We start from the raw sequence: 21,079 nt of genomic DNA on the forward strand, positions 1-21,079 counted from the left end.
TCCGGCCGGTTCTTCACACCGCGTTTCAATTGGATTGAGCTTTCATGTCCCTGCGCGCGCTGATCGTCGAGGACGAGGCCCTTATCGCTCTCGACCTTGCCTACTCCATGGAGGCGATGGGGCACGAGGTCATCGCCACGGCGGCCGATTCCGTCGAGGCACTGGCGGCGGCGCAGGACGGCGTGGACTTGGCCCTGGTCGACCTGAACCTGCGGGACGGCCCGACCGGCCCGGGCCTGGGCGAGACGCTGGCGCGCGCCTACGGCGCCACGGTGATTTACCTGACCGCCAATCCCCAGCAGATCGGCCCGGGCGTGCACGGCCCAGTCGGCATCCTGCCCAAGCCCTACACCGAGAAGTCGTTGGACCAGGCCCTGCGCTTCGCCGTCTCCCTGCGCGAGGGGCGGGCCGCCCTGCCCCCCACGGAGATGCGGCTACTGGCGGGCGCCGCGCCGGCGATCTAGCGCGCCGGCCGGCAGGCGGGCCTCCAGCTCCAGCCCTTCGGGCAGCCACTGGCGGGTGATGCGCCCGCCGAGCTGGCCCTGGACGCTGACCACCGCCAGGCGTGTCCCGAAGCCCTCCCGTTCCGGCGGGCCTTCCACGACGGGTCCATCCCTCTCGCGCCAGCGGAGCAGGATGCCTGTCTCGTCCGCTTCCACCAGGATCGTCACCCGCCCCGTAGGCACGGAGAGGGCGCCGTACTTCGCGGCGTTTGTCGCCAGTTCGTGGAAGAACAGCGCCAGCGGCGTGGCCGCCGTGTCGTCGAAGTGCCGGTCCTGCCCTTCGATGCCGATCCGCGGCACCTCGCCCGGGGTTGGGTCGTAGGGGGACAGGATCTCCTTCAGGAAGCCGAAAAGCGTGTGCCCGTGTGGAGTGGGCTGGCTGGCCTGGCTGTGGGGCCGGGCAAACTCGTGGGCGCGGGCCAGGGCGTTGATGCGCCCGCGCAGGTCGGCGGCGAAGTCGCCCGCTTCCGGATAGCCCCGGGCCGAGAGGGAGATGAGGGAGGTGATCACGGAGAAGATGTTCTTGATCCGGTGGCTGAGCTCGTGGCTCAGCACCTCCCGCTCCTCGGCGGCGGAGCGGATGTCGTGGATATCAGTGCAGGTGCCGAACCAGCGGGTGATGCGGCCCCGCGCGTTCCGCACGGGCAGGCCGCGGGTAAGGAACCAGCGCCAGACCCCATCGGCCATCCGCAGCCGGTACTCGACCTCGTAGAGATCGCCGGTCTCGATGGCGCGGAGCCAGCGCTCCTCCGCCAGGGGCCGGTCGTCGGGATGGACGAATTCCAGCCAACCCTGGGCATCGGAGGTGCCGAGCCGCGCGCCCGTCACCTCGTACCAGCGGCTATTGAAATAATCTGCCCGCCCGTCCGGCGTGGTGGACCAGACGGCCTGGGGCATGGTCTCGGCGATCGCGCGGAAGCGGGCCTCGCTCTCCCGCAGGGCCGCCTCGATGTCCTTCTGGTCGGAGATGTCCAGCGCCACCCCGGCCAGGCGGGTGGCCGTGCCCCTGCCGTCTCGCAGCACGCGGCCGCGCAGCTGCACCCAGGTGACGTCCCCGCCGGGTGGCCAGGTGCGATAGGCGATGTTCAGCGGCGTGCGGCCGGCCAGGGCGGAGGCCAGCGCCCGGTCCAGGGCCGGCCGGTCCTCCGGCACGACATGGACGAGGAGATCCGGCCCGGGCGCACCGCGCCGGCCCAGGGCGGGATCCATGCCGTGCAGGGCGCAGGCCCGGGCGTCGCCGTGGATCAGGTCCGTCTCCGCATCCCAGTCCCAGGCCCCGGCAATGCCCGAGGCCTCCAGGGCGAGGGCAAGACGCTCCTCGGCCCAGCTCCTGGGGGAGTGGTCGCCGAGCAAGGAGGCAGGATCAGCGGTCAAGACGATGTCCCGGCGCGATAAGTCGCCATCCTAGCGCCGGCGGGGCACTTTGGCATCACACGGGCTATTTGGGAGTGGATTCCAGAAGGGCTACGGGCAGGTCGGCCAGGATGCGACCCAGGGGAAGGGCCTCCCCGGCAGGATGGCCCTCCCCTCCCAGCGCGTCGCGCCATTGGAGCCCGGCCAGGGCGAGGGGCAGGCGCAGGGCGGTGTCGCCCCAGGCCTCGGAAGGGACCAGGGGCAGGCCCCCTTCCCCCAGCAGGCGCGAGGGCAGGCGGGTGACGACGGTGAGGCTGGCCGCGTCACCGTGGCGGCGGGCGAAGGCAAGGACGTGCGCCGCCCTCTCTCCCTCCGCCTCCACGGGGATGTAATCGCCCTTCGCGAAGAGCTCCGGCTGACGGGCACGGAGGGACAAGGCGCGGGCGAGCAGGGCGGCCTTCACCCGGCCGTCCTGCCAATGCGGCAGCAGGGCGGCGGGCGCCTCGCCGGCCTCGAGCGCCGCTTTCCGCGCGGGGAAGTCCACGGGGCGGCGATTGTCCGGGTCCACGAGGGAGAAGTCCCAGAACTCCGTGCCCTGATAGAGGTCCGGGATGCCCGGGGAGGTGCAGCGGATGAGGGTCTGCGCCAGGCTGTTCGAGGCACCGGCCGGGGCGATGCGGCCCACCAGCGCCGCTACCTCCTCCCGCAAGCGGGAGGGGCGGTCCTTCGCCAGCATGGCCGTCAGGAAGTCGCGGCAGGCGGCCTCGTAGGGCTCGTTCGGCACCGCCCATTCGGAGCGCCGCTTGCCCTCGCGCAACGCCTTCTCCTGCCAGGCGGCGAGGCGCTTCACCAGGGCGTCGAGCCCCTCGTCATCGGCCGGATCCAGATCCAGCGGCCAAGCTCCTATGAGCGACTGGTAGAGCATGATCTCGTCGGTGGCGTCCGGCGCGGGCTCGCCGTCCACCTCCTTCTTCAGCACGGAATTCAGCCGTGTCCAGCGCGTGAGGGTGGCCGCCCACTCCTCCGGCATCTCGGAGATGACGGCGAGGCGCGCGCGCGTGTCCTCGCCGCGCTTGTGGTCGTGGGTCGCGGTGGCCAGCAGCTCGTTCGGGAAGTACTTCGCGCGATCCCGGCAATCCGAGTGGAAGGCGGCCGGGGTCTCGGCGAAGTGCGAGGGCTCGGAGCCCACCTCGTTGCGGGAGATGAGGCGGCCGTAGCGGTAGAAGGCCGTGTCCTCCACGGACTTCGCGGCGACGGGAGCGGAGAGCTGCTGGAAGCGGATCGCCGCGCGCTGCCGCTCGCGCCGCTGGCCGTGCGGCAGCGTGCGCGGCGGGTCGCCGCCGAGCCAGGAATCCAGAAGGTCCAGCAGCGGCCGGTCGGTTTCGCGGATCGTGCGGCGGGCGCCGGCAATGGCCCAGTCCAGCAATTTCCGGTCCGCCTCGCTGCGCCCGGCGATGCCGAGATAGGAGCGGTAGGCCGGGAAGTGCACCAGCACCTCCGTCAGCGCGCGGCGGATGCCGGTCAGCGTGAAGTCGCGCGTGGAGAGGTCGCGCATGGCGATGCGGCGCAGCGCGAAGGAGGTGGCGTTCAGCTCGGAAGCCAGGTTGTAGCGCAGGATCTGGCGCCGGGCCTCGCGCGCCTCCTCGCCGAAATCGGCGGGGCGGCCGGTCATGGCGTGCCAGGTGGCGGCCAGCGGCTCGGCGCCCGCCGGGTCGTGCAGCACGCCCGAGACCTCGTCCATGAAGTTGTAGCCGGTGGTGCCGTCCACCATCCAGTCCAGGCGCAGCTTCTCGTGCGGGGCGAGGATCTTCTCAATCAGCAGCAGCGGGTGGCCCTTCGGCGCCTCGGCCGGGCGGCGCGGCGTCAGCGCCTCCAGCCGGCGGCGCAGCTTGCGGCAATAGCCGCGCGGGTCAGCCATGCCATCCACGTGGTCCACGCGCACGCCGTCGATCAGGCCATCGGCGTAGAGCTTCAGAATCAGGCGGTGCGTCGCCTCGAAGACCTGCGGCCGCTCCTGCTGCAGCCCACCGAGGGAGGTGACGTCGAAGAAGCGGCGCCAGTTGATCTCGTCCGTCGCGGCGCGCCACCAGGCCAGGCGGTAGTTCTGCACTTCCAGCAGGGCGTGCAGGCGGGCTCGGCCGGCCTCGTCCTTCGGGTCGTGCGCCGCGATCACCGCATCCACCTGCGCGCGGCCTTCCGGCGTCTCGGCGTGGTGGCGCAGCATGTCGAGAGCGAGGCCCGCGGCGGCGCGGATGGCCTCCGGCTCGCCCTCCACTGCCAGCGCGCGGAAGACCTGGGCGAGGCCGGCAAGCTGCGGCTCGTCGGTCGCGGAGAGCAGCACCGCGTAGCTGCGCGGCGCCAGCGGGAAGCGGTGCTCGAAGTATTCGGCGTAAATCTTGCCGCTCTCGGGCTCGAAATGCAGCGCGAGGTCGCCGGATTCCAGCACCGTGCCGTAGGGTGCGCCGAGGAAGGGCGCGAGCATCCGGTTGTTCAGCGCCGGGTCGGGCGGGTTCCAGTCGATGTCGAAGAAGCGGGCGAAGGGGGATTGCGGCCCCCATTCCAGCACGTCCAGCCACCAGCCGTTGTCCGCGCCGCCCACGCCCATGTGGTTGGGCACGATGTCCAGGATCAGCCCCATGTCGTGCGCGCGCAGCGCCGCCACGAGCCGCTCCAGCGCCTCCTCCCCGCCCAGCTCCGGGTTGATCCGGTCGGGGTCCACGATGTCGTAGCCGTGGGTGGAGCCCGGCCGGGCCTTCAGCAGGGGCGAGGCGTAGAGGTGGCTGATCCCGAGCTTCGCGAAGTACGGCACCAGGGGCACCGCCGCGTCGATCGGAAAGTCCTTGTGGAACTGCAGGCGCGCGGTGGCGCGCGGCGTCATTGGGGCGGTCATCAGCGGGCTTTCGCGAAGGCGTTCAGGCGGGCGGCGGTCTCGGGCTCGTCCAGCAGCGTCGCGGCCTCGCCGGGCAGGCGGCGGCGCCAGTTGGGATGGGCGCCGGTGGTGCCGGGCAGGTTCGGCGCCTCTTCCAGCGCAAGCGCGTCCTCCAGCGGCAGCAAGGCCAGGGCGCAGGCGGCCGAGGCGACCTGCCGCGCGGCGATCGTGGCGATCTTCCCGCCTTCGTCGGCGTCCGGCATGTCGCCCTCCGCCATGCCGTTCTCCCGCATGGCCTGCCAGAGGCGGGCGCGGTCCAGCAGGCGCTCCTGGCGCTGCTCGCTGCCGTCCTTGCCCTCGCCGAACAGGCCGAGCCCGGCGCGCCACGCGATGTCCCTGCCCTTCCACCAGCCGGCGACAGTGGGCAGGTCGTGCGTGGTGGTGACGGCCACGGCCACGGGTGACCACTGGGCGGGCGGGACGAAGGTCTTGTCCTCGCGCTGCTCGAAGTAGAGGACGCGCAGGCCCATCAGCCCGGCGCTGTCCAGCCGCTCGCGGAAGCCCTCCGGCAAGGTGCCGAGGTCCTCGCCCACCACGATCGCCTTGTGGCGCTGCGATTCCAGCGCGACGAGGCGCAGCATGTCGTCCACGGGAAAGTGCAGGTACGCGCCCTCTGTCGCGGGCTGCCCGTTCGGCACAAGCCAGAGGCGGGCGAGGCCCATCACGTGGTCGATCCGCACGCCGCCCGCGTGGCGCATGGCAGCGCGCAACATCTCCAGGAACGCGCCGTAGGCGTTGTCGCGCAATCCCTTGGGCGAGAAGGCGGCGATGCCCCAGGACTGGCCGAGGGGCGAGAAGATGTCGGGCGGCGCGCCGACGTTCACGCCTTGCAGGATCTGCCCCTGGCGCGACCAGCCATGGCTGCCGCCGCCATCCGTGCCCACGGCGAGGTCGGCGATGAGGCCGATCTTCGCGCCCGCCGACTTGAAGGCCGCCTGCGCATCACCGAGGCCGCGATCGGCGATCCATTGCAGGAAGGCGTGGAACGCCACTTCCCGCCCGTGCTCCTCCGCGAAGCGCGCAACGCCGGGGGCGTTGGGATTGGCGTAGTCCGACGGCCAGTCCTTCCAGTGCCACAGCGCGGGGTCGCGGCCGTAGAGGTGGGCATGCAGCGCCTCGAAGCGCGCGTGGCTTTCCAGCGCCTCGCCGCCCTCCGCGCGGAAGCGGTCGAAGGCGGGGTCGCCGGGGAAGCGGTTGAAGATCTCGCGGAACAGGGCCAGGCGCAGGCGGGTGGCGGCAGGCCAGTCCACCAGCTCCAGGGACTCCAGCCGCGCGAACTCCTCCGCCAGCCGCGTCTCCGCCAGCGCCGCGCGCAACGATTCCTCGCCCAGCGCGGCGGGATCGGCGTGCAGCACGTTCAGGAACAGGCGCGAGGAAGGCGCGTAGGGCGAGAAGCGCTCGGGATCGGCGGAGAACTGCGCGTGGACCGGCGAGATGGCGATGGCATCCGCCCCGTGCCGCGCGGCGGAGGTGGCGAGCTGCGCGAGGCCGGTGAAGTCGCCTATCCCGGCGTCGCCGCGGCGGCGCGGGGAGTAGAGCTGCGCGGCCAGGCCCCAGGGCCGCGTACCCGGCGCGATGCCGTGGCAGCGCTGCGGGCAGACGGCGAGGGTCGTCTCGTGATCGCCGATCCGCAGGCGGTGGTAGCCGGCCTCATGCACCGCCGGGAGGGTAAGGAGCCCGTCCTGCTGCCAGGCGCGGCCCTGGCGCACCTCGCCGCTCTCCAGGGTCAGACGGAACTCGGGCTCGCCGGGCAGGCCGAGCAGGATCGGGCGGTCCTGGATGGCGGTGCAGAGCGGCGGCAGGCCGCGCCGTTCCGCCGCCAGCTTCTCCCGGCTCTCGCGGATGGCGGAGGCGCTGTCGGCCGGCATCTCCAGCGCGGCCAGGATGGCCCGCATCGCCCCCGGTTCCACCTCGTGGTCTTTGCCGTGAACGTCGCGCCACTGCGCGGCGATGCCGGCTTCCCGGGCGAGGTCGCGGAGGTCGTCGTCGCTCATGGTTCAGGCGGTGTCCAGCAGGGCGATGGTGGTGCGCGGTGGCAGCGTGCCGCCGGAAAGCGCGGCGGCGTCGCCCGGGTTGCCCTCGAAAACGGTACGCCCGCCGGAAGCCTTCGCCGCCACCGGATCACCGCCCAAATTCACCGCAATCGTCAGGCGCGTGCCGTCGCCCATGCGCCAGCGGGCCAGCACGGCGGCGGGGCCGATCGCCTCTGCACCCTCCGCCATGGCACCCTTCAGGCGGGGGATGATCTCGGCGTGGCGCAGGGCCAGCAGGGCCTTGTGGTGGGCCAGCACGGCGTCGTGCGGCGCCCGCTCCGCCTCTGCGAAGTCGGGGCGGGAGGTCTCGAAAGTCTTCGGGTCGTTCGGGTCGGGGATGCGGGCGCGGGCGGCCTCGTCCTGGAAGGCCTTGAAGTGGGCAAACTCCTTGCGCCGCCCCTCCTTCACCGCCTCGGCCAGCTTCGGGTCCTCGAAGCCCGTGAAGAAGAGGAAGGGCGCGGTCGCACCCCATTCCTCGCCCATGAAGAGCATGGGAATCTGCGGGGAGAGAAGCAGCAGCGCCGCCGCGGCGCGCAGCGAGGCCGGGTCGGCCAGGGCCGGGAGCCGCTCGCCCATGGCGCGATTGCCCACCTGATCGTGGTTCTGCAGGAACAGCACGAAGGCGGTGGGCGGCAGGTGGGCGGAGGGCTCGCCGCGCGGGCGGTGCAGGTGCGGCATCTCCTCACCCTGGAAGACGAAGCCCTCCCCCAGCACGCGGGCCAGCTTCTTCGCGCCGTCATCCGCGAAGTCCTCGTAGTAGCCCTCGCGCTCGCCCGTCAGCAGCGGGTGCAGCACGTTGTGGCCGTCGTCGTTCCACTGCGCGTCGTAGAGGCCGGGAGTGAGCTTGGAGGCGGTGTTGCCCTCGTTCTCCAGGACGAGATGGACCTCCCGCCCCGTGATCTCGGCCCGGATGCGGCGGGCCAGCACGTCCAGCCAGGGCTGGTCGGCGATGGCGTGCACCGCGTCCAGCCGCAGCCCGTCCATGTGGTAGTCGCGCAGCCACATCAGCGCGCACTCCTCGAAGAAGGCGCGCACCTCCGGCTTCTTGAAGTCGATCGCCGCACCCCAGGGCGTGTGGATGCCCTCGTCAAAGAAGGGCTTGGCGTAGGCGTGGATGTAGGCGCCATCCGGCCCGAAATGGTTGAAGACGCAATCGACGAAGACGGAGAGGCCGAGCGCGTGCGCCTCCTCCACCAGCGCCTTCAGCTCGTCGGGCGTGCCGTAGGAGGAGTCCGGGGCGAAGGGCTGCACGCCGTCGTAGCCCCAGTTGCGGCCGCCGGGGAAAGCGGCCAGCGGCATCAGCTCCACCGCCGTCACGCCCAGGTCGCGCAGGCGGGGCAGCAGGGCGCGCACGCCGTTGTAGCCGCCGCAGGCCCCGGCATGCAGCTCGTAAAGCACCGTCTCGTGCCAGGGGCGGCCGCGCCAGGCGCCATCCTTCCAGGGATAGGCGGCGTGGTCCACCAGCACGGAGGGGCCGTGAACGCCGCCTGGGCCCGCAGCGCGCGCGGCGGGATCCGGCACCGCCAGGTCCGGCGAGGTACGGAAGGCGTAGGTCGCGCCGGGGCGGGCCGGCGCGTCGGCGGTGAACCAGCCATCGCCCCGCGCCTGCATCGGGATGGGCTCCATCCCTTCAACCTCCAGCGCGACCTTGTCGCTGGAGGGCGCCCAGAGGCGGAAGGTCGCGCCGGCCTCGTGGATCACCGGCCCCCAAAGGTTCGTCATGCCGGGTCCAACCGGCTCCAGAGCAGAACCACCGAGCGCGCGCCCACCGTGACCACCGTCTCGTCCTCCTCCAGCATGCGCTCCTCCGCCTCGGGATCGGCGCTGTCCAGAACCATCGTCCAGTTCTGCACCGAGGGCGGCAGGGTGAAGGGCTGGTCGGCGCTGTCCGCGTTCATCATCAGCAGCACCGTCTCCACTCCCCCCGCCGGCTCGATGTCGGCGCGCAGCATGGCGAAGGTCTTGGCGATGGGATCCCGCCAGGCCTCCGGCGTCATGGGCTGACCGTCCTGTCCGAACCACTCCGTATCGGCCAGGCCGGGCATGGGTTGCGACTGGCCGTGCGGAAAACGCGGGGGGCGCAGCGGCAGCAGGCGGCGGCGCAGCCGGATCAGGCGCGCGGTGTAGCGGATGAGGGATTGCGCGGAACTCCCGGCCGCGCGCTTCCAATCCACCCAGGAGGTCTCGTTGTCCTGGCAGTAAGCGTTGTTGTTGCCGCCCTGGGTGCGGTCCATCTCGTCGCCCGCCAGGAGCATCGGCGTGCCGGCGGAGAAGAGGACGGTCGCCAACAGGGCTCGCTTCAGCCGCGCGCGGGTCTCATTGACCTCCGCGGCGTCCGTCTCGCCCTCCACGCCCCAGTTGTGGCCGTGGTTCTCGCCATGGCCATCGCGGTTGTTCTCGCCATTGGCCGTATTGTGCTTGTGATCGTAGGAGACGACGTCGTGCAGCGTGAAGCCGTCATGGGATGCGGCGTAGTTCACGCTCGCCCAGGGGCGGCGCATGCGGCGGTCGAACAACTCGGCGGAGCCGGTGAGACGTGCGGCGAGGTCGGGGCGCAGCCCCTCGTCGCCCTTCCAGAAGCGGCGCACGCCGTCGCGGAACTTGTCGTTCCACTCGGCGAAGCCCGGCGGGTGGTTGCCCAGCTGGTAGCCGCCCGGCCCGATGTCCCAGGGCTCGGAGATGAGCTTCGCGCGGGAGAGGACGGGGTCCTGCCGCAGCGCGTCGAAGAAGCCCGCGCCAGGATCGAAACCAGTGTCCTCGCGCCCCAGCACGCTACCCAGGTCGAAGCGGAAGCCGTCAACGTGGAAGCCCTCCACCCAGTACCGCAGGCTGTCCATGACCATCTGGACCACGCGCGGGTGCGACATGTTCACCGTATTGCCGGTGCCGGTGTCGTTGATGCAATGACGTGGGTTATCCGGCAGCAGCCGGTAGTAGGAGGCGTTGTCCAACCCGCGCCAGGAGAGGGTGGGACCCATCTCCGATCCCTCGCAGGTGTGGTTGTACACCACGTCGAGGAATACCTCGATCCCGGCCTCGTGCAGGCGGCGCACGGCGGCGCGCAACTCGTTCAGCTGCCCCGTGGCGAGATAGGCGGGCTCGGGCGCGAAGAAGGAAAGGGTGGAGTAGCCCCAATAGTTCGTCAGCCCCTTCTCCACCAGGAAGCGGTCCTGCAGAAAGGCGTGCACGGGCAGCAGCTCCACCGCCGTGACGCCGATCTTCACCAGGTGGTCGATGACGGAAGGATGCCCCAGCGCCTGGAAGGTCCCGCGCACCGGGCCGGGCACCTCCTCCTTCAGCATCGTCAGCCCCTTCAGATGGGCCTCGTAGATCACGGTCGTGGTCCAGGGATTCTCCAGCGGGCGGTCCTGGCCCCACTCGAAGGCCCGGTCGTCCACGACCACACCCTTCGGCATGGCGGCGGCGCTGTCGCGGCGATCGATCGTCAGGTCCGCGCGAGGACCGCCGACGCGGTATCCAAAAAGGGCATCCGACCACGTGATGTTGCCGGTGAGCTGCTTTGCGTAGGGGTCCAGCAGCAGCTTGGTGGGGTTGAACCGGTGGCCCCGGTTGGGGTCGTAAGGGCCATGGGCGCGGTAGGCGTAGACGGTGCCCGGCCCCGCATCGGGCAGGTAGCCGTGCCACACCTCGTCCGTGCACTCCGGCAGGTCGTAGCGCGCCACCTCCCGCCGGCCGTTCGCGTTGAAGACGCAGAGCTCGATCCGCTCCGCATGCGCGGAGAAGACGGCGAAGTTCACCCCCAACCCATCCCAGTTGGCCCCTAGCGGATAGGGCTTTCCAGCTTCCAGGCGGTCGGGGGTGTTGGGCATCGGCTCTCCGCTCTCTCTCCTATGGCGAGAGGATGAGGGTGGAGAGAGGCGGCAGGGTCAAGACCAGGGAGGCCGGATGGCCATGGGCCGGCTCACCCCCGGCATCCACCCCGCCCCCGTTGCCGAGGTTGGAGCCGCCGTACTCGCCGGCGTCCGTGTTCAGCACCTCCCGCCACCAGCCGCCCCGCGGCACACCGATCCGGTAGCCGTCGCGCGGCACGGGGGTGAGATTGCAGACCACCAGCACCGGCGCCGCCCCTTCCTCGTACCGGAGGAAGGCGTAGACGCTGTTGCCCTGGTCATCCCCGATCACCCAGGAGAAGCCGGCAGGATCGGCATCACGGCGGTGCAGCGCGGGAAGCTCGCGATAGGCGCGGTTCAGGTCCCGCACCAGCGCCTGCACGCCGCGGTGGCGCGGGTCGTCCAGCAGGTGCCAGGGCAGTTGGGAGTCGTGGTTCCACTCCGTGGGCTGCGCGATCTCGCCGCCCATGAAGAGCAGCTTCTTGCCGGGATGCGTCCACATGAAGCCGAAATAGGCGCGCAGATTGGCCCGCTTCTGCCAGTCGTCACCGGGCATCTTGCCGAGCAGCGACCCCTTCCCGTGCACCACCTCGTCGTGGGAGAGCGGCAGCATGAAGCGCTCGGAGAAGGCGTAGACGAGGCCGAAGGTCATCTGGCCGTGGTGCCAGCGGCGGTTGACCGGATCCTCCTGCATGTAGTGCAGGGTGTCGTGCATCCAGCCCATGTTCCACTTGTAGTGGAAGCCCAGCCCGCCCTCGCTGACAGGGGCGGAGACGCCCGGCCACGCCGTGCTCTCCTCCGCCACCATGATCGCGCCGGGGCAGCGGGCGCGAACCGTTTCGTTCAGCTCCTTGAGGAAGTCCACCGCCTCCAGGTTCTCCCGTCCGCCGTAGCGGTTGGGGATCCATTCCCCGGCATTGCGGGAGTAGTCGCGGTAGAGCATGGAGGCCACGGCATCCACGCGCAGTCCATCGACGTGGAAATGCTCCAGCCAGTGCATCGCGGAGGCGATGAGGAAGCCGCGCACCTCGTTGCGGCCGAAATTGTAGATCAGGGTGTTCCAGTCCTTGTGGAACCCCTCGCGTGGGTCGGCGTGCTCGTACAGCGCCGTGCCGTCAAAGTTCCCCAGCCCGTGCGGGTCGGACGGGAAGTGGGCGGGCACCCAGTCCAGGATCACGCCGATCCCAGCCGCGTGGCAGCCATTCACGAAGTGCGCGAAGCCTTCCGGCGTGCCGAAGCGCGCGGTGGGCGCGAAAAGGCCGAGCGGCTGGTAGCCCCAGGAGCCACCGAAGGGGTGCTCCATGATCGGGAGCAGCTCCACATGCGTGAAGCCCATGCCCTTCACATAGGGGATCAGCCGGGCGGCCAGGCCGTCCCAGTCCGGTGCGTGCCCGTCCTCGGCCCGCCACCAGGAGGTGGGGTGAACCTCGTAGATGGAAATCGGCGCGTTCGGCGCCTGCTGCGCCTCGCGGCGCTCCATCCACTCCGCATCGCCCCAGGTGAAGGGCGTGGGATCGGACACCACCGATCCGGTGGCAGGCGCCAGCTCGCCCTGCGCCGCGACCGGATCGGCCTTCAGCGGCAGCACGCCGCCATAGGCGCCCCGGATCTCGTACTTGTACCGCTCCCCCGGGCCGAGGCGCGGGAGGAAGATCTCCCACACCCCCGTGGCGCCGCGCAGCCGCATCGGGTGGCGCCGCCCGTCCCAGGAGTTGAAATCCCCCACCACGGAGACGCGCTGCGCGTTCGGCGCCCAGACGGCGAAGCGCACGCCCGGCACGCCATCCACCGTAACGGCGTGCGCGCCGAAAACCTTCCCCATCTCGCGGTGCCGCCCTTCGGCGAAGAGGTAGAGGTCCATCTCCCCCAGCAGCGCACCGAAGGAATAGGGGTCCTCCGCCTCCTGCACGCCGCCGGGCCAGGCGATGCGCAGGGAGTAGCGGCCGCCGGGCACCTCGCCCTCGAACACGCCCTGGTCGTGAACCTTGCCCAGCGGAACCGGCGAGCCACCCTCCGGCACCGCCTCCACCGAGATGGCGCCGGGCTGGAAGGTCCGCACCGTGCCGCCGTGGCGGCCCAGCACGGCGAAGGGGTCGCCGTGGCGGCCCTCCGCGATGGCGTCGAAAGCGTCGTTCATGCGCTCACCAGTCGGTCGGCCAGCGCGGCGAGGCCGCGCAGCGGGATGGAGAGCCAGGCCGGGCGGTTGGCCGCCTCGTAGCGCAGCTCGTAGGCGGCCTTCTCAAGCAGGAAGAGGTCGAGCAGCGCGTCTCGCGTGCCCTCCGGTGCCCACTGCCGGGGCGATTCCTCCTCCACGGCGCGGTAGGCGGCCATGAAGGCCGCGCCCGCCTCCTCGCGGAAGCGCGCCAGCAGCGCGTCGCGCCGCTCGGCCGGCGCGGTGCTGAGCGCGCCGGCAGCCGCGGCGGAGGCATAATCCAGGCTGCGGAGAAGCCCGGCCACGTCGCGCAGCGGGCTACCCTTGGCGCGGCGCTCCTCCAGCGTGCGCGCGGGCTCGCCCTCGAAGTCCACGATCACCGCGTCGCCCTGCGCCACCAGCACCTGGCCCAGGTGGAAGTCGCCGTGCACGCGCGTCATCAGCGCGCCGTCGGCGGACTGCGCCAGCCGCCGCGCCGCGTCGCGCAGCGCATCCCGCCGGGAGAGGAGGGATTCGGCCAGGGCCTTCTCCTCGCCTTCCAGTGCGGCCTTCTCCAGCAGGTCCAGCGCCGGGTCGAGCTGCGCGATCGCGCCCTCCGCCCAGGCGGTGCGGGATGCCTCGCCCGCCACCTCCGGGGAGAAGGCTGGGTCATCGCTCGGCCGGGCCAGCACGGCGTGCAACTCGCCCAGGCGCTTGCCCAGGGCCGCGATGAAGGACAGGTAGCCGGCCAGCACGTCCTCGTCGCCATGGGTCTGGTCGGCCGCACGGGCCAGCCAGTCCAGCGTCCAGCCCCAGCCGTCGCCCTGGTTGCGGACGAAGCCCTGCAGCAGCATCAGCGTGACGGGCACGCCGTCCTTCCCGTTGCGGACCACCTCGCCCCGGAGCGGCGCGATGTTGGTGTAGCCCGCATCGGTCAGGTAGCGCGTCATCTCCGCCTCGGGGTGGATGCCCTGCACGAGCTTGCGGAGGATTTTCAGCACCACCTCCTCCCCCACGATGATGGAGGAGTTGGACTGCTCGCCCGGCAGGCGGCGCACGGCGGGCTCGTCGCCGAGCTCCAACGAGGCCATGCGGTCGCCGCCCATGAAGACCACGGGCCCGTCCTCGGTCTCGGCCACCGCGCCCTCGCGCAGGGCCTTCAACACGCGGTGGACGAAGTGGTCGGAGGCGAAGGCGTCGGTCAGGTAGCCCACCTGCCGCCCCTGCCGCACGCGGGAGACGGCGAGCTGATAGGCCAGCGGCCCCGTGCCCTCGTCCTCGCCCATGGCGGCCAGCGGCATACAGTAGCGCTCGGTGCGGCCGGGCAGCTTCACCTCCACCTCGGCCAGCAGCGTGTACTGGCCACCGGGGATGGGGGCGATGGCACGGAGGGAGACGCCCTCCAGCTTCTCGTCCTTGGCCGCGAACCAGCGGCGCTTGGGCAGCCAGGCCGGCAGCACCTCGCGCTCCAGCTCGCCGCGCTGCGCGGCGCCGAACGCGGTGGCCGTGGTGGGGAAGACGATGGTGCGGAGGTCGGGCAAGGGTTCGGGTGCCTTCACATGCCAGGGCGGCAGCGCCTGCTCGGTTGCGAGGACGAACCAATAGAACCCATAGGGCGGAAGCGTCAGCAGATAGGTTAGCTGCCCGATCGCCGGGAAGGCCGTGCCGCCCAGCATCTCCACCGGAACCCGCCCGGCCATGTCGGAGAGGTCCAGTTCCACCGCCTGGGCGGAGCGGGAGAGGTTGAAGACGCAGAGGATCGCCTCGTCGCCGTTCTCCCGCAGGTAGGCCAGCACCTTGCGGTTGCCGGGGTAGAGCAGCCGCATCGTGCCGCGCCCGAAGGCCTGGCTGCGCTTGCGGGTGGCCAGCATCCGCCGCGTCCAGTTCAGCAGGCTGTGCGCGTCGCGCGCCTGCGCCTCCACGTTCACGGCCTGGAAGCCGTAAAGCGGGTCTTGGATGGCCGGCAGCACCAGCCCCGCCGGATCGGCCTTGCTGAAGCCGCCGTTGCGGTCCGGCGACCACTGCATCGGCGTGCGAACGCCGTCGCGGTCGCCGAGATAGATGTTGTCGCCCATGCCGATTTCGTCGCCGTAGTAGATCACGGGCGTGCCGGGCATGGACATCAGCAGCCCGTTCATCAGCTCGATCCGGCGGCGGTCGCGCTCCAGCAGCGGGGCGAGGCGGCGGCGGATGCCGAGGTTGATGCGCGCGCGGCGATCGGCGGCGTAGGTGTTCCAGAGATAGTCCCGCTCCTTGTCGGTCACCATCTCCAGCGTCAGCTCGTCATGGTTCCGCAGGAAGATCGCCCACTGGCAGCCCTCTGGGATGTCGGGCGTCTGGCGCAGGATGTCGGTGATCGGGAAGCGATCCTCCTGCGCGATCGCCATGTACATGCGCGGCATCAGTGGGAAGTGGAATGCCATGTGGCACTCGTCGCCTTCCCCGAAATACTGCTGCGTGTCCTCCGGCCACATGTTGGCCTCGGCCAGCAGCATCTTGCCGGCGCCGGCATAGCCGCGCTCCAGCTCGCCGCGGATGAGCCTCAGGACGTCGTGCGTCTCGGACAGATTCTCGTTGTTGGTGCCGTCGCGCTCGATCAGGTAGGGCACGGCGTCCAGCCGCAGCCCGTCCACGCCGGCATCCAGCCAGAAGCGCATCACGCCGAGCACCCGGTCCACCACCTCCGGATTGTCGAAGTTCAGATCCGGCTGATGGGAGAAGAAGCGGTGCCAGAAGTACTGGCCGGCCACCGGGTCCCAGGTCCAGTTGGACTTCTCCGTGTCCAGGAAGATGATGCGCGTGCCCTGGTAGATCTGGTCCGTGTCCGACCAGACGTAGAAGTTCCGCTCCGGCGAGCCGGCGGGCGCGTTGCGCGCGGCCTGGAACCAGGGGTGCTGGTCGCTGGTGTGGTTGATGACCAGCTCCGTGATTACGCGCAGCCCGCGGCGATGCGCCTCGTCCAGAAAGCGCTTCGCGTCCTCGATGGAGCCGTAATCCGGGTGCACCCCGGTGTACTCCGCGATGTCGTAGCCGTCGTCACGGCGCGGGCTGGGGTAGAAAGGCAGCAGCCACAGCGTGTCCACGCCCAGCTCCGCGATGTAGTCCAGTTTCGCGATCAGCCCGGCGAAGTCGCCCACGCCGTCGTCGTTGGAATCGAAGAAGGACTTCACGTGCAGCTGGTAGATCACCGCGTCCCGGTACCATTGCGGGTCGCGCGGGTCGGGCTGGTGGTTCGGCAGGGCGTCGTTGCTGGGGAGGGCTGCGTCGTCGGGCATGTCTCTGTCTCGTCTCAGGCGCCGAAGGGGCGGACGCGCCAGATGGCGAAGGGAAGGCCGGCGGGATCCAGGCGCATGTGCTGCGTCTTGCCGTGCCAGGCGAAGCGGTTGCCGTTCATCAGGTCCTCGACCTCCAGCCCGGCGCTGTCAGGCAGGCCGAAGCGCCAGAGCGGCAACTCGAAGCTCGCCTCCTGTACCTGGGAGGGGTCCATGCTCACCGCAACCAGCACCACGTTGGACCGGTCCGCATTCGCCTTCTCGTAGTACAGGATGTTGTCGTTGAAGGCTGGCAGGAAGGTCACGCCGAGATGCGACTGCAGCGCGGGATTCGCGCGGCGGATCAGGTTCAGCCGCGTCACCTCGTCCACGATGTCGCCGGGGCGGCGATCGGGCCAGGCGCGGATCTGGTACTTCTCGCTGTCCAGGTACTCTTCCTTGCCCGGCAGAGGCGTCGCCTCGCAGAGCTCGAAGCCCTGGTACACGCCCCAGAGGCCGGACAGCGTCGCCGCCAGCGCCGCGCGCGTCAGATGCATCGGCCGCCCGCCCGTTTGCAGGTGCACGGGGTTGATGTCGGGCGTGTTGACGAAGAAGTGCGGGCGGAAGAAGTCCCGCGGAGCCGTGGTGGACAGCTCCGTCAGGTACTCCGCCATGTCCGCCTTTGTCTCGCGCCAGGTGAAGTAGGTGTAGGACTGGCTGTAGCCGGCCTTCGCCAAGCGATACATCACCTTCGGCCGCGTGAAGGCTTCCGACAGGAAGATCACCTCCGGGTTCTCCGCCCGGATCTCGCCGATCATCCACTCCCAGAAGGCGAAGGGCTTAGTGTGCGGGTTGTCCACCCGGAAGGTCTTCACCCCCTGGCGCACCCAGAACTTCACCATGTCGTGGACGGCAACCCAGAGGGAGGGCATCGCCCCCTCCGCGTACCAGTCCACGTTCACGATATCCTGGTACTTCTTCGGCGGGTTCTCCGCATACTTGATCGTGCCGTCAGGCCGCCAGTCGAACCATTCCGGATGCTCCTTCAGCCAGGGATGGTCCGGGGAGCACTGCACGGCGACGTCCAGCGCCAGTTCCAGCCCGTGCTCCATCGCGGCGTCGCGCAGGCGGTGGAAATCCTCCAGCGTGCCGAGGCGCGGGTGAATGGCGTCGTGCCCACCCTCCTCCGCGCCGGTGGCGTAGGGGCTGCCCACGTCGTCCGGGCCGGGGGTCAGGGTGTTGTTGCGGCCCTTGCGGTTCTTCTTCCCGATTGGGTGGATCGGCGTGAAGTACAGCACGTCGAAGCCCATTGCCTTCACGCGGGGCAACTGCCCGATCACGTCCAGGAAGGTGCCGTGGCGGTTCTCGTCGCCGGACTGGCTGCGCGGGAACAGCTCGTACCAGCTGGCGTAGCGCGCCTGGATGCGCTCCGCCTCGATCTTGCCTTCGGGGTCCTGGCGCTCGCGGTGCGGGCGGTCATCCGCCACGTCCATCAGCCGCGCCGTCTCGGGCGCGAGCAGCGCGGTCAGCCGTTCCGCCTCGCCCGCCGTCTCCAGCGACTTCGCCAATGTGGCCAGCGCCGCCTTCGCGGAGGTGTCGCGCGCGGCGGCGCGGGCGACGTGCAGCCGCCCCTCCTCCAGCTCCACCGTCACGTTCACGCCGGCCGCGTGCTTCTTCGTCAGTTCGTCACGGTAGCCGGCATAGACGTCCAGCCAGGCCTCCACGGCGAAGAGGTAGCGGCCCATCCGCTCCAGCGGGAAGCTCGCGGTCCAGCGGTCGTTGCCCAGCGGCGCCATGCGCGTCTCGCGCCACTCCGCCTCGTCCGCGGCGCGCCACAGCAGGGCCACGCCGAAGGTGGCGTGGGTGTCGGCGACGATGTCGGCCTCCACCGTCAGCACCTCGCCCACGGTGCGCTTCACCGGGAAGCGCCCGCCATCCACCAGCGGCGTCACCTTCTCGATCCCGATGCGCGGCAGCGCCACGCCCTGCTCCGGCGTCAGGCGGGCGGCGGCGGGGCGGATCACGGGCTTCGCACGCCGCGCCTCCAGCACGCGCACCTCGCCGGGGGAGAGCAGGACCGGCACGCCGGGGACGAAGCTTTCCACCCCATCCGCGCCGGTAAAGGGCGCGGGTCCGCCGCCGATGCCCGGCAGCACCGCCTCGGGCGCCAGGGTCGCGGAGGCGTGGCGGTCGGGGTTGGCGATCACCAGCACAGCCGATTCCGCCGCCCGCAGGTCGGCGGCGGAGCGCATCACGGCCAGCACCGGCGCGCCCGGCCCGCTCAGCGGGCGCAACGCCGCCCCGGCCTGCGGCGCCAGCCGGGCAAGCGTAGCGTTCGCCTCCCGGATCTCGGCCGAGAGATCATAGGGCGCGTTCCCCCGCGCCCAGGCCAGATCGCCCGGGCGGTCCTGCGCGGGGTTGGCCTGGCGGCGCGCCCCGAACTCGAAGCCCTGCGGCACCAGCAGCGCCTCGCAGAGCGTGGCGGAGAGGCGGAGAGACAGCGCGGCGGCACGGGCGCGCGCGGCCTCGTCTCCCTCATCCATCCCGGCGCGGGGACCGAAGGGCACCTCCGGGAACCCCACCTGCGGGGCGCCGAGCGCCTCGCGCTCCGCCAGCAGCCAGGGGTCGCGCCCGTTCCACCAGGCGATGGAGGAGGCCAGCCAGCCGAAGCCCGCGTCGCGCAGCGCCGCCGCCTCGTGCCAGGGCAAGCCGGTGGTCCAGGCGATGAAGCCGGCGCCGGGCGCGGCGGCGGTCAGGCGCTTCCAGGCGTGTTGCGGCACCTCGCCTGGGCGCAGGGCGCGGAAGCCAGAGACGCCGGCCGAGGCCCAGTCGCGAAGCCGCGCGTTCCAGAAGCCCAGCGGCCCCTCGGCCGAGAGGTCCATCCGCATCAGGCCGAGCGGCGTGCGCGCTGCGCGCGGATCCGGCAGGGAAGCGCCGGGATGCTCGAACCAATCGGGATGGGCGGCCACCAGCGCGCCCTCGGAGGCCACGTGATGGGGCAGCAGGTCGAGCCAGAAGTCCAGCCCGGCGGCGCGGCAGGCGCGGGCCAGGGCGGCGATGGCGGCGGTGCCGTCCGTGCCGGCCTCCAGCATCGGGTGGGGCCGGTCGTGGTCCGCCACCTCGAGCGGGTTGCCGGAGCGGCCGGGCGCGAGGGGCGGCGGCAGGCAGACCCCGGTGAATCCAAGGGCGGCGATCCGCTCCAACTCCCCGCTCCACTCGGGCAGCGGGCCGAGCAGCAGCGGGTTCAGGTGGTAAAGGCTCAGAGGTCGCATCGGCGAGGAACGGTGGTCGGCGGTCATGGTTCCCGTTTCCGGCTCCGTCGATCGGAAGTCAGGGGATCGCAGCCCCGCGCCCCGCGACCAAGCCTGCCGCGGCGCAACAAGGCGTGATGAGAGCGATCCTTCATCGCCCTGAACACCGACCGTTCACGCAGGTTTAATGCAGCCGCCCCCTCCGCCCTGGTTTGCTACCCCGGGCGGTCCCCTCCCCTTCGCGGGGCCGGGCGTCAGGCCCCGGGCGCTGTTTCCACCATTGCGGAGAGCCCCATGACGGCGGCCAGGGCGTCCACGCGCCGCCGCACGCTCTCCCCGGCGAAGACCCCGCTTCCCTCCACCAGCCGCAGCGCCAGGCGGCCATTGCCCGGGCTCAGGCTGGTGCCCGCCAGTAGCGCCGGCGTACCGCCGGACAGGGTGTAGGCCAAGCGCAGCGCCGCCCCCAGCCGCTCCGCCCGCAGCTGCAGCGCGACGGGCAGGAGGCTGCGGGCCGGGGCGAGCAGCGCGGTGTCTTCCGCGTCGTAGCGAAGCGCCGTGGTCAGGGCGAGAAAGGCGCGCGCCTGATGCTCCAGCCCCACGCCGGGCTGGCGCAGCACGCGGAGGAAGGCCTGCTCCGCGCGGTAGTCCGGGTGGTCGTGGCTGCCCGTATCGGAGACCTGGCAGGCGGCCTGGCGCAGCGCCGCCTCCCCCGCGGATTCACCGGGGAAGAGGGGCGCGGTCCAGGCCATCAGGGCGGGCGGCATGTCCGGGTCCCGGCCGAAGCGCGCCGCGAGGTCCTCTCCGGCCGCCAGGAGCGGGTCCTGGTCGCGAACGGCACGGGTGAGGAGACGGGCGTACCACCCCTCCCGCAGCCCGTTGGCGGAGAAGACCACGCGCCGCGCGGCCGTCTCGCGCAGGAGGCGCCGCATGACCGTGGCGGCGTAAGGCAGGTCCGCCAGGCGCTTGGACGGGGCGCCTGGAAGGCGGTTCGGGCGATCCCCCGCCGCGATCACGGTGGCGCAGAGATCCCGCGCCTCCTCCCGCGAGAGGATGTAGTGGTGGACGATGGAGAGCGGGTACTTCGTCTGGGTGATGTGCACCTTCGCCAGGGCGCGCCACGCGCCGCCGACAAGGTAGAGGTCCCGCCCCTGCCCCCGCTCCAGCCAGGGAACGGCGGAGAGCGCCTCGTCCGCGATGCCGCGGGCGCGGGCGGGGTCGCCGCCCGATCGCTCGGCCAGGCGGATCACGCCCAGCGGGAGGCTGACGGCGGCGGCGGGGCGGCCATGGACGAGATCGACGAGCTCCAGGCTGCCCCCGCCGATGTCGCCGAGAATGCCGTCCGCGCCGGGCACGCCGAGCAGCAGGCCCTCCGCCGACATCGCCGCCTCCTCGTCGCCGCTCAGGATCCGCAGCGGCACGCCGGGCATCCGGGCGCGCAGCGCCTCCGCGAAGGCAGGGCCATTGGCCGCATCGCGCATCGCGGCCGTGGCCAGCACCTCCACCGGGTCCGCGTGCATGGCGCGGGCGATGGTGATGTAGCGGGCCATGATCGTCAGCGCGCCCTCCACCGCCGCGGCGTTGAGCTTGCCCGTGGCGTGCAGGCCGCGGCCGAGGCCGAGCACCGCCTTCTCGTTGAAGATCGTCACGGGGTTGCGGCCGCGCCCCTCGAAGACGACGAGGCGAACGGAGTTGGAGCCGAGATCGACGACCCCGGCACGCGGCGGCGCTGCTCTGCCGGCGTGCGGCGGCGCGAGTTCTGCGGAAAGTTCCAAACGTC

The 21,079-nt window shown here is 71.3% G+C and carries 10 protein-coding genes; 1 reads left to right on the forward strand and 9 read right to left on the reverse strand.

Annotated elements, in window-relative coordinates; genetic code table 11:
- Positions 1 to 44: 44 nt before the first annotated feature.
- On the forward strand, positions 45 to 464 hold the full coding sequence (locus tag NRP21_RS13365; protein WP_257716702.1) for a response regulator: 420 nt from the start codon (positions 45 to 47) through the stop codon (positions 462 to 464).
- Here NRP21_RS13365 and NRP21_RS13370 read toward each other — a convergent pair.
- The 9 genes from NRP21_RS13370 to NRP21_RS13410 all read right to left on the reverse strand — a co-directional run bounded on the left by NRP21_RS13370 (position 435) and on the right by NRP21_RS13410 (position 21,074).
- Positions 435 to 1,877 (reverse strand): sensor histidine kinase, encoded by a 1,443-nt coding sequence (locus tag NRP21_RS13370; RefSeq protein WP_257716703.1) that lies wholly within the window; start codon positions 1,875 to 1,877, stop codon positions 435 to 437. The genes NRP21_RS13365 and NRP21_RS13370 overlap by 30 nt on opposite strands.
- A 64-nt stretch (positions 1,878 to 1,941) precedes the next feature.
- Entirely contained in the window at positions 1,942 to 4,746 is a 2,805-nt protein-coding gene (gene treY, locus NRP21_RS13375; RefSeq protein ID WP_257716704.1) for a malto-oligosyltrehalose synthase, read from the reverse strand.
- Positions 4,746 to 6,779, reverse strand: a complete 2,034-nt coding sequence (gene malQ / locus NRP21_RS13380; protein ID WP_257716705.1) for a 4-alpha-glucanotransferase — start codon at positions 6,777 to 6,779, stop codon at positions 4,746 to 4,748. The genes treY and malQ overlap by 1 nt, the downstream gene beginning before the upstream one ends.
- 3 nt (positions 6,780 to 6,782) lie before the next feature.
- Positions 6,783 to 8,540: a malto-oligosyltrehalose trehalohydrolase gene (gene treZ / locus NRP21_RS13385; protein WP_257716706.1), complete on the reverse strand. Its 1,758-nt coding sequence runs from the start codon at positions 8,538 to 8,540 to the stop codon at positions 6,783 to 6,785.
- The gene (glgX, locus tag NRP21_RS13390) at positions 8,537 to 10,648 is read right to left on the reverse strand and encodes a glycogen debranching protein GlgX (RefSeq protein ID WP_257716707.1); all 2,112 of its coding nucleotides are present in this window, start codon (positions 10,646 to 10,648) and stop codon (positions 8,537 to 8,539) included. Before glgX ends, treZ begins: the two co-directional genes overlap by 4 nt.
- Positions 10,649 to 10,667: 19 nt before the next feature.
- Positions 10,668 to 12,806, reverse strand: a complete 2,139-nt coding sequence (glgB, locus tag NRP21_RS13395; RefSeq protein WP_257716708.1) for a 1,4-alpha-glucan branching protein GlgB — start codon at positions 12,804 to 12,806, stop codon at positions 10,668 to 10,670.
- On the reverse strand, positions 12,803 to 16,075 hold the full coding sequence (treS, locus tag NRP21_RS13400; RefSeq protein WP_257716709.1) for a maltose alpha-D-glucosyltransferase: 3,273 nt from the start codon (positions 16,073 to 16,075) through the stop codon (positions 12,803 to 12,805). The genes glgB and treS overlap by 4 nt, the downstream gene beginning before the upstream one ends.
- A gap of 14 nt (positions 16,076 to 16,089) precedes the next feature.
- Positions 16,090 to 19,350 (reverse strand): alpha-1,4-glucan--maltose-1-phosphate maltosyltransferase, encoded by a 3,261-nt coding sequence (locus NRP21_RS13405; RefSeq protein ID WP_257716710.1) that lies wholly within the window; start codon positions 19,348 to 19,350, stop codon positions 16,090 to 16,092.
- A gap of 206 nt (positions 19,351 to 19,556) precedes the next feature.
- Positions 19,557 to 21,074, reverse strand: a complete 1,518-nt coding sequence (locus tag NRP21_RS13410) for a Ppx/GppA family phosphatase (protein WP_257716711.1) — start codon at positions 21,072 to 21,074, stop codon at positions 19,557 to 19,559.
- Positions 21,075 to 21,079 lie beyond the last annotated feature (5 nt).

It is taken from the genome of Roseomonas populi, assembly GCF_024594815.1.
Lineage (GTDB): Bacteria > Pseudomonadota > Alphaproteobacteria > Acetobacterales > Acetobacteraceae > Roseomonas > Roseomonas populi.

Bases quoted from the DNA above. Each gene is read 5' to 3' on its own strand.
- NRP21_RS13365 (WP_257716702.1), top strand. From the start codon at position 45: ATGTCCCTGCGCGCGCTGATCGTCGAGGACGAGGCCCTTATCGCTCTC.
- treY (WP_257716704.1), bottom strand. From the start codon at position 4,746: ATGACCGCCCCAATGACGCCGCGCGCCACCGCGCGCCTGCAGTTCCAC.
- malQ (WP_257716705.1), bottom strand. From the start codon at position 6,779: ATGAGCGACGACGACCTCCGCGACCTCGCCCGGGAAGCCGGCATCGCC.
- treZ (WP_257716706.1), bottom strand. From the start codon at position 8,540: ATGACGAACCTTTGGGGGCCGGTGATCCACGAGGCCGGCGCGACCTTC.
- glgX (WP_257716707.1), bottom strand. From the start codon at position 10,648: ATGCCCAACACCCCCGACCGCCTGGAAGCTGGAAAGCCCTATCCGCTA.
- glgB (WP_257716708.1), bottom strand. From the start codon at position 12,806: ATGAACGACGCTTTCGACGCCATCGCGGAGGGCCGCCACGGCGACCCC.
- treS (WP_257716709.1), bottom strand. From the start codon at position 16,075: ATGCCCGACGACGCAGCCCTCCCCAGCAACGACGCCCTGCCGAACCAC.
- NRP21_RS13405 (WP_257716710.1), bottom strand. From the start codon at position 19,350: ATGACCGCCGACCACCGTTCCTCGCCGATGCGACCTCTGAGCCTTTAC.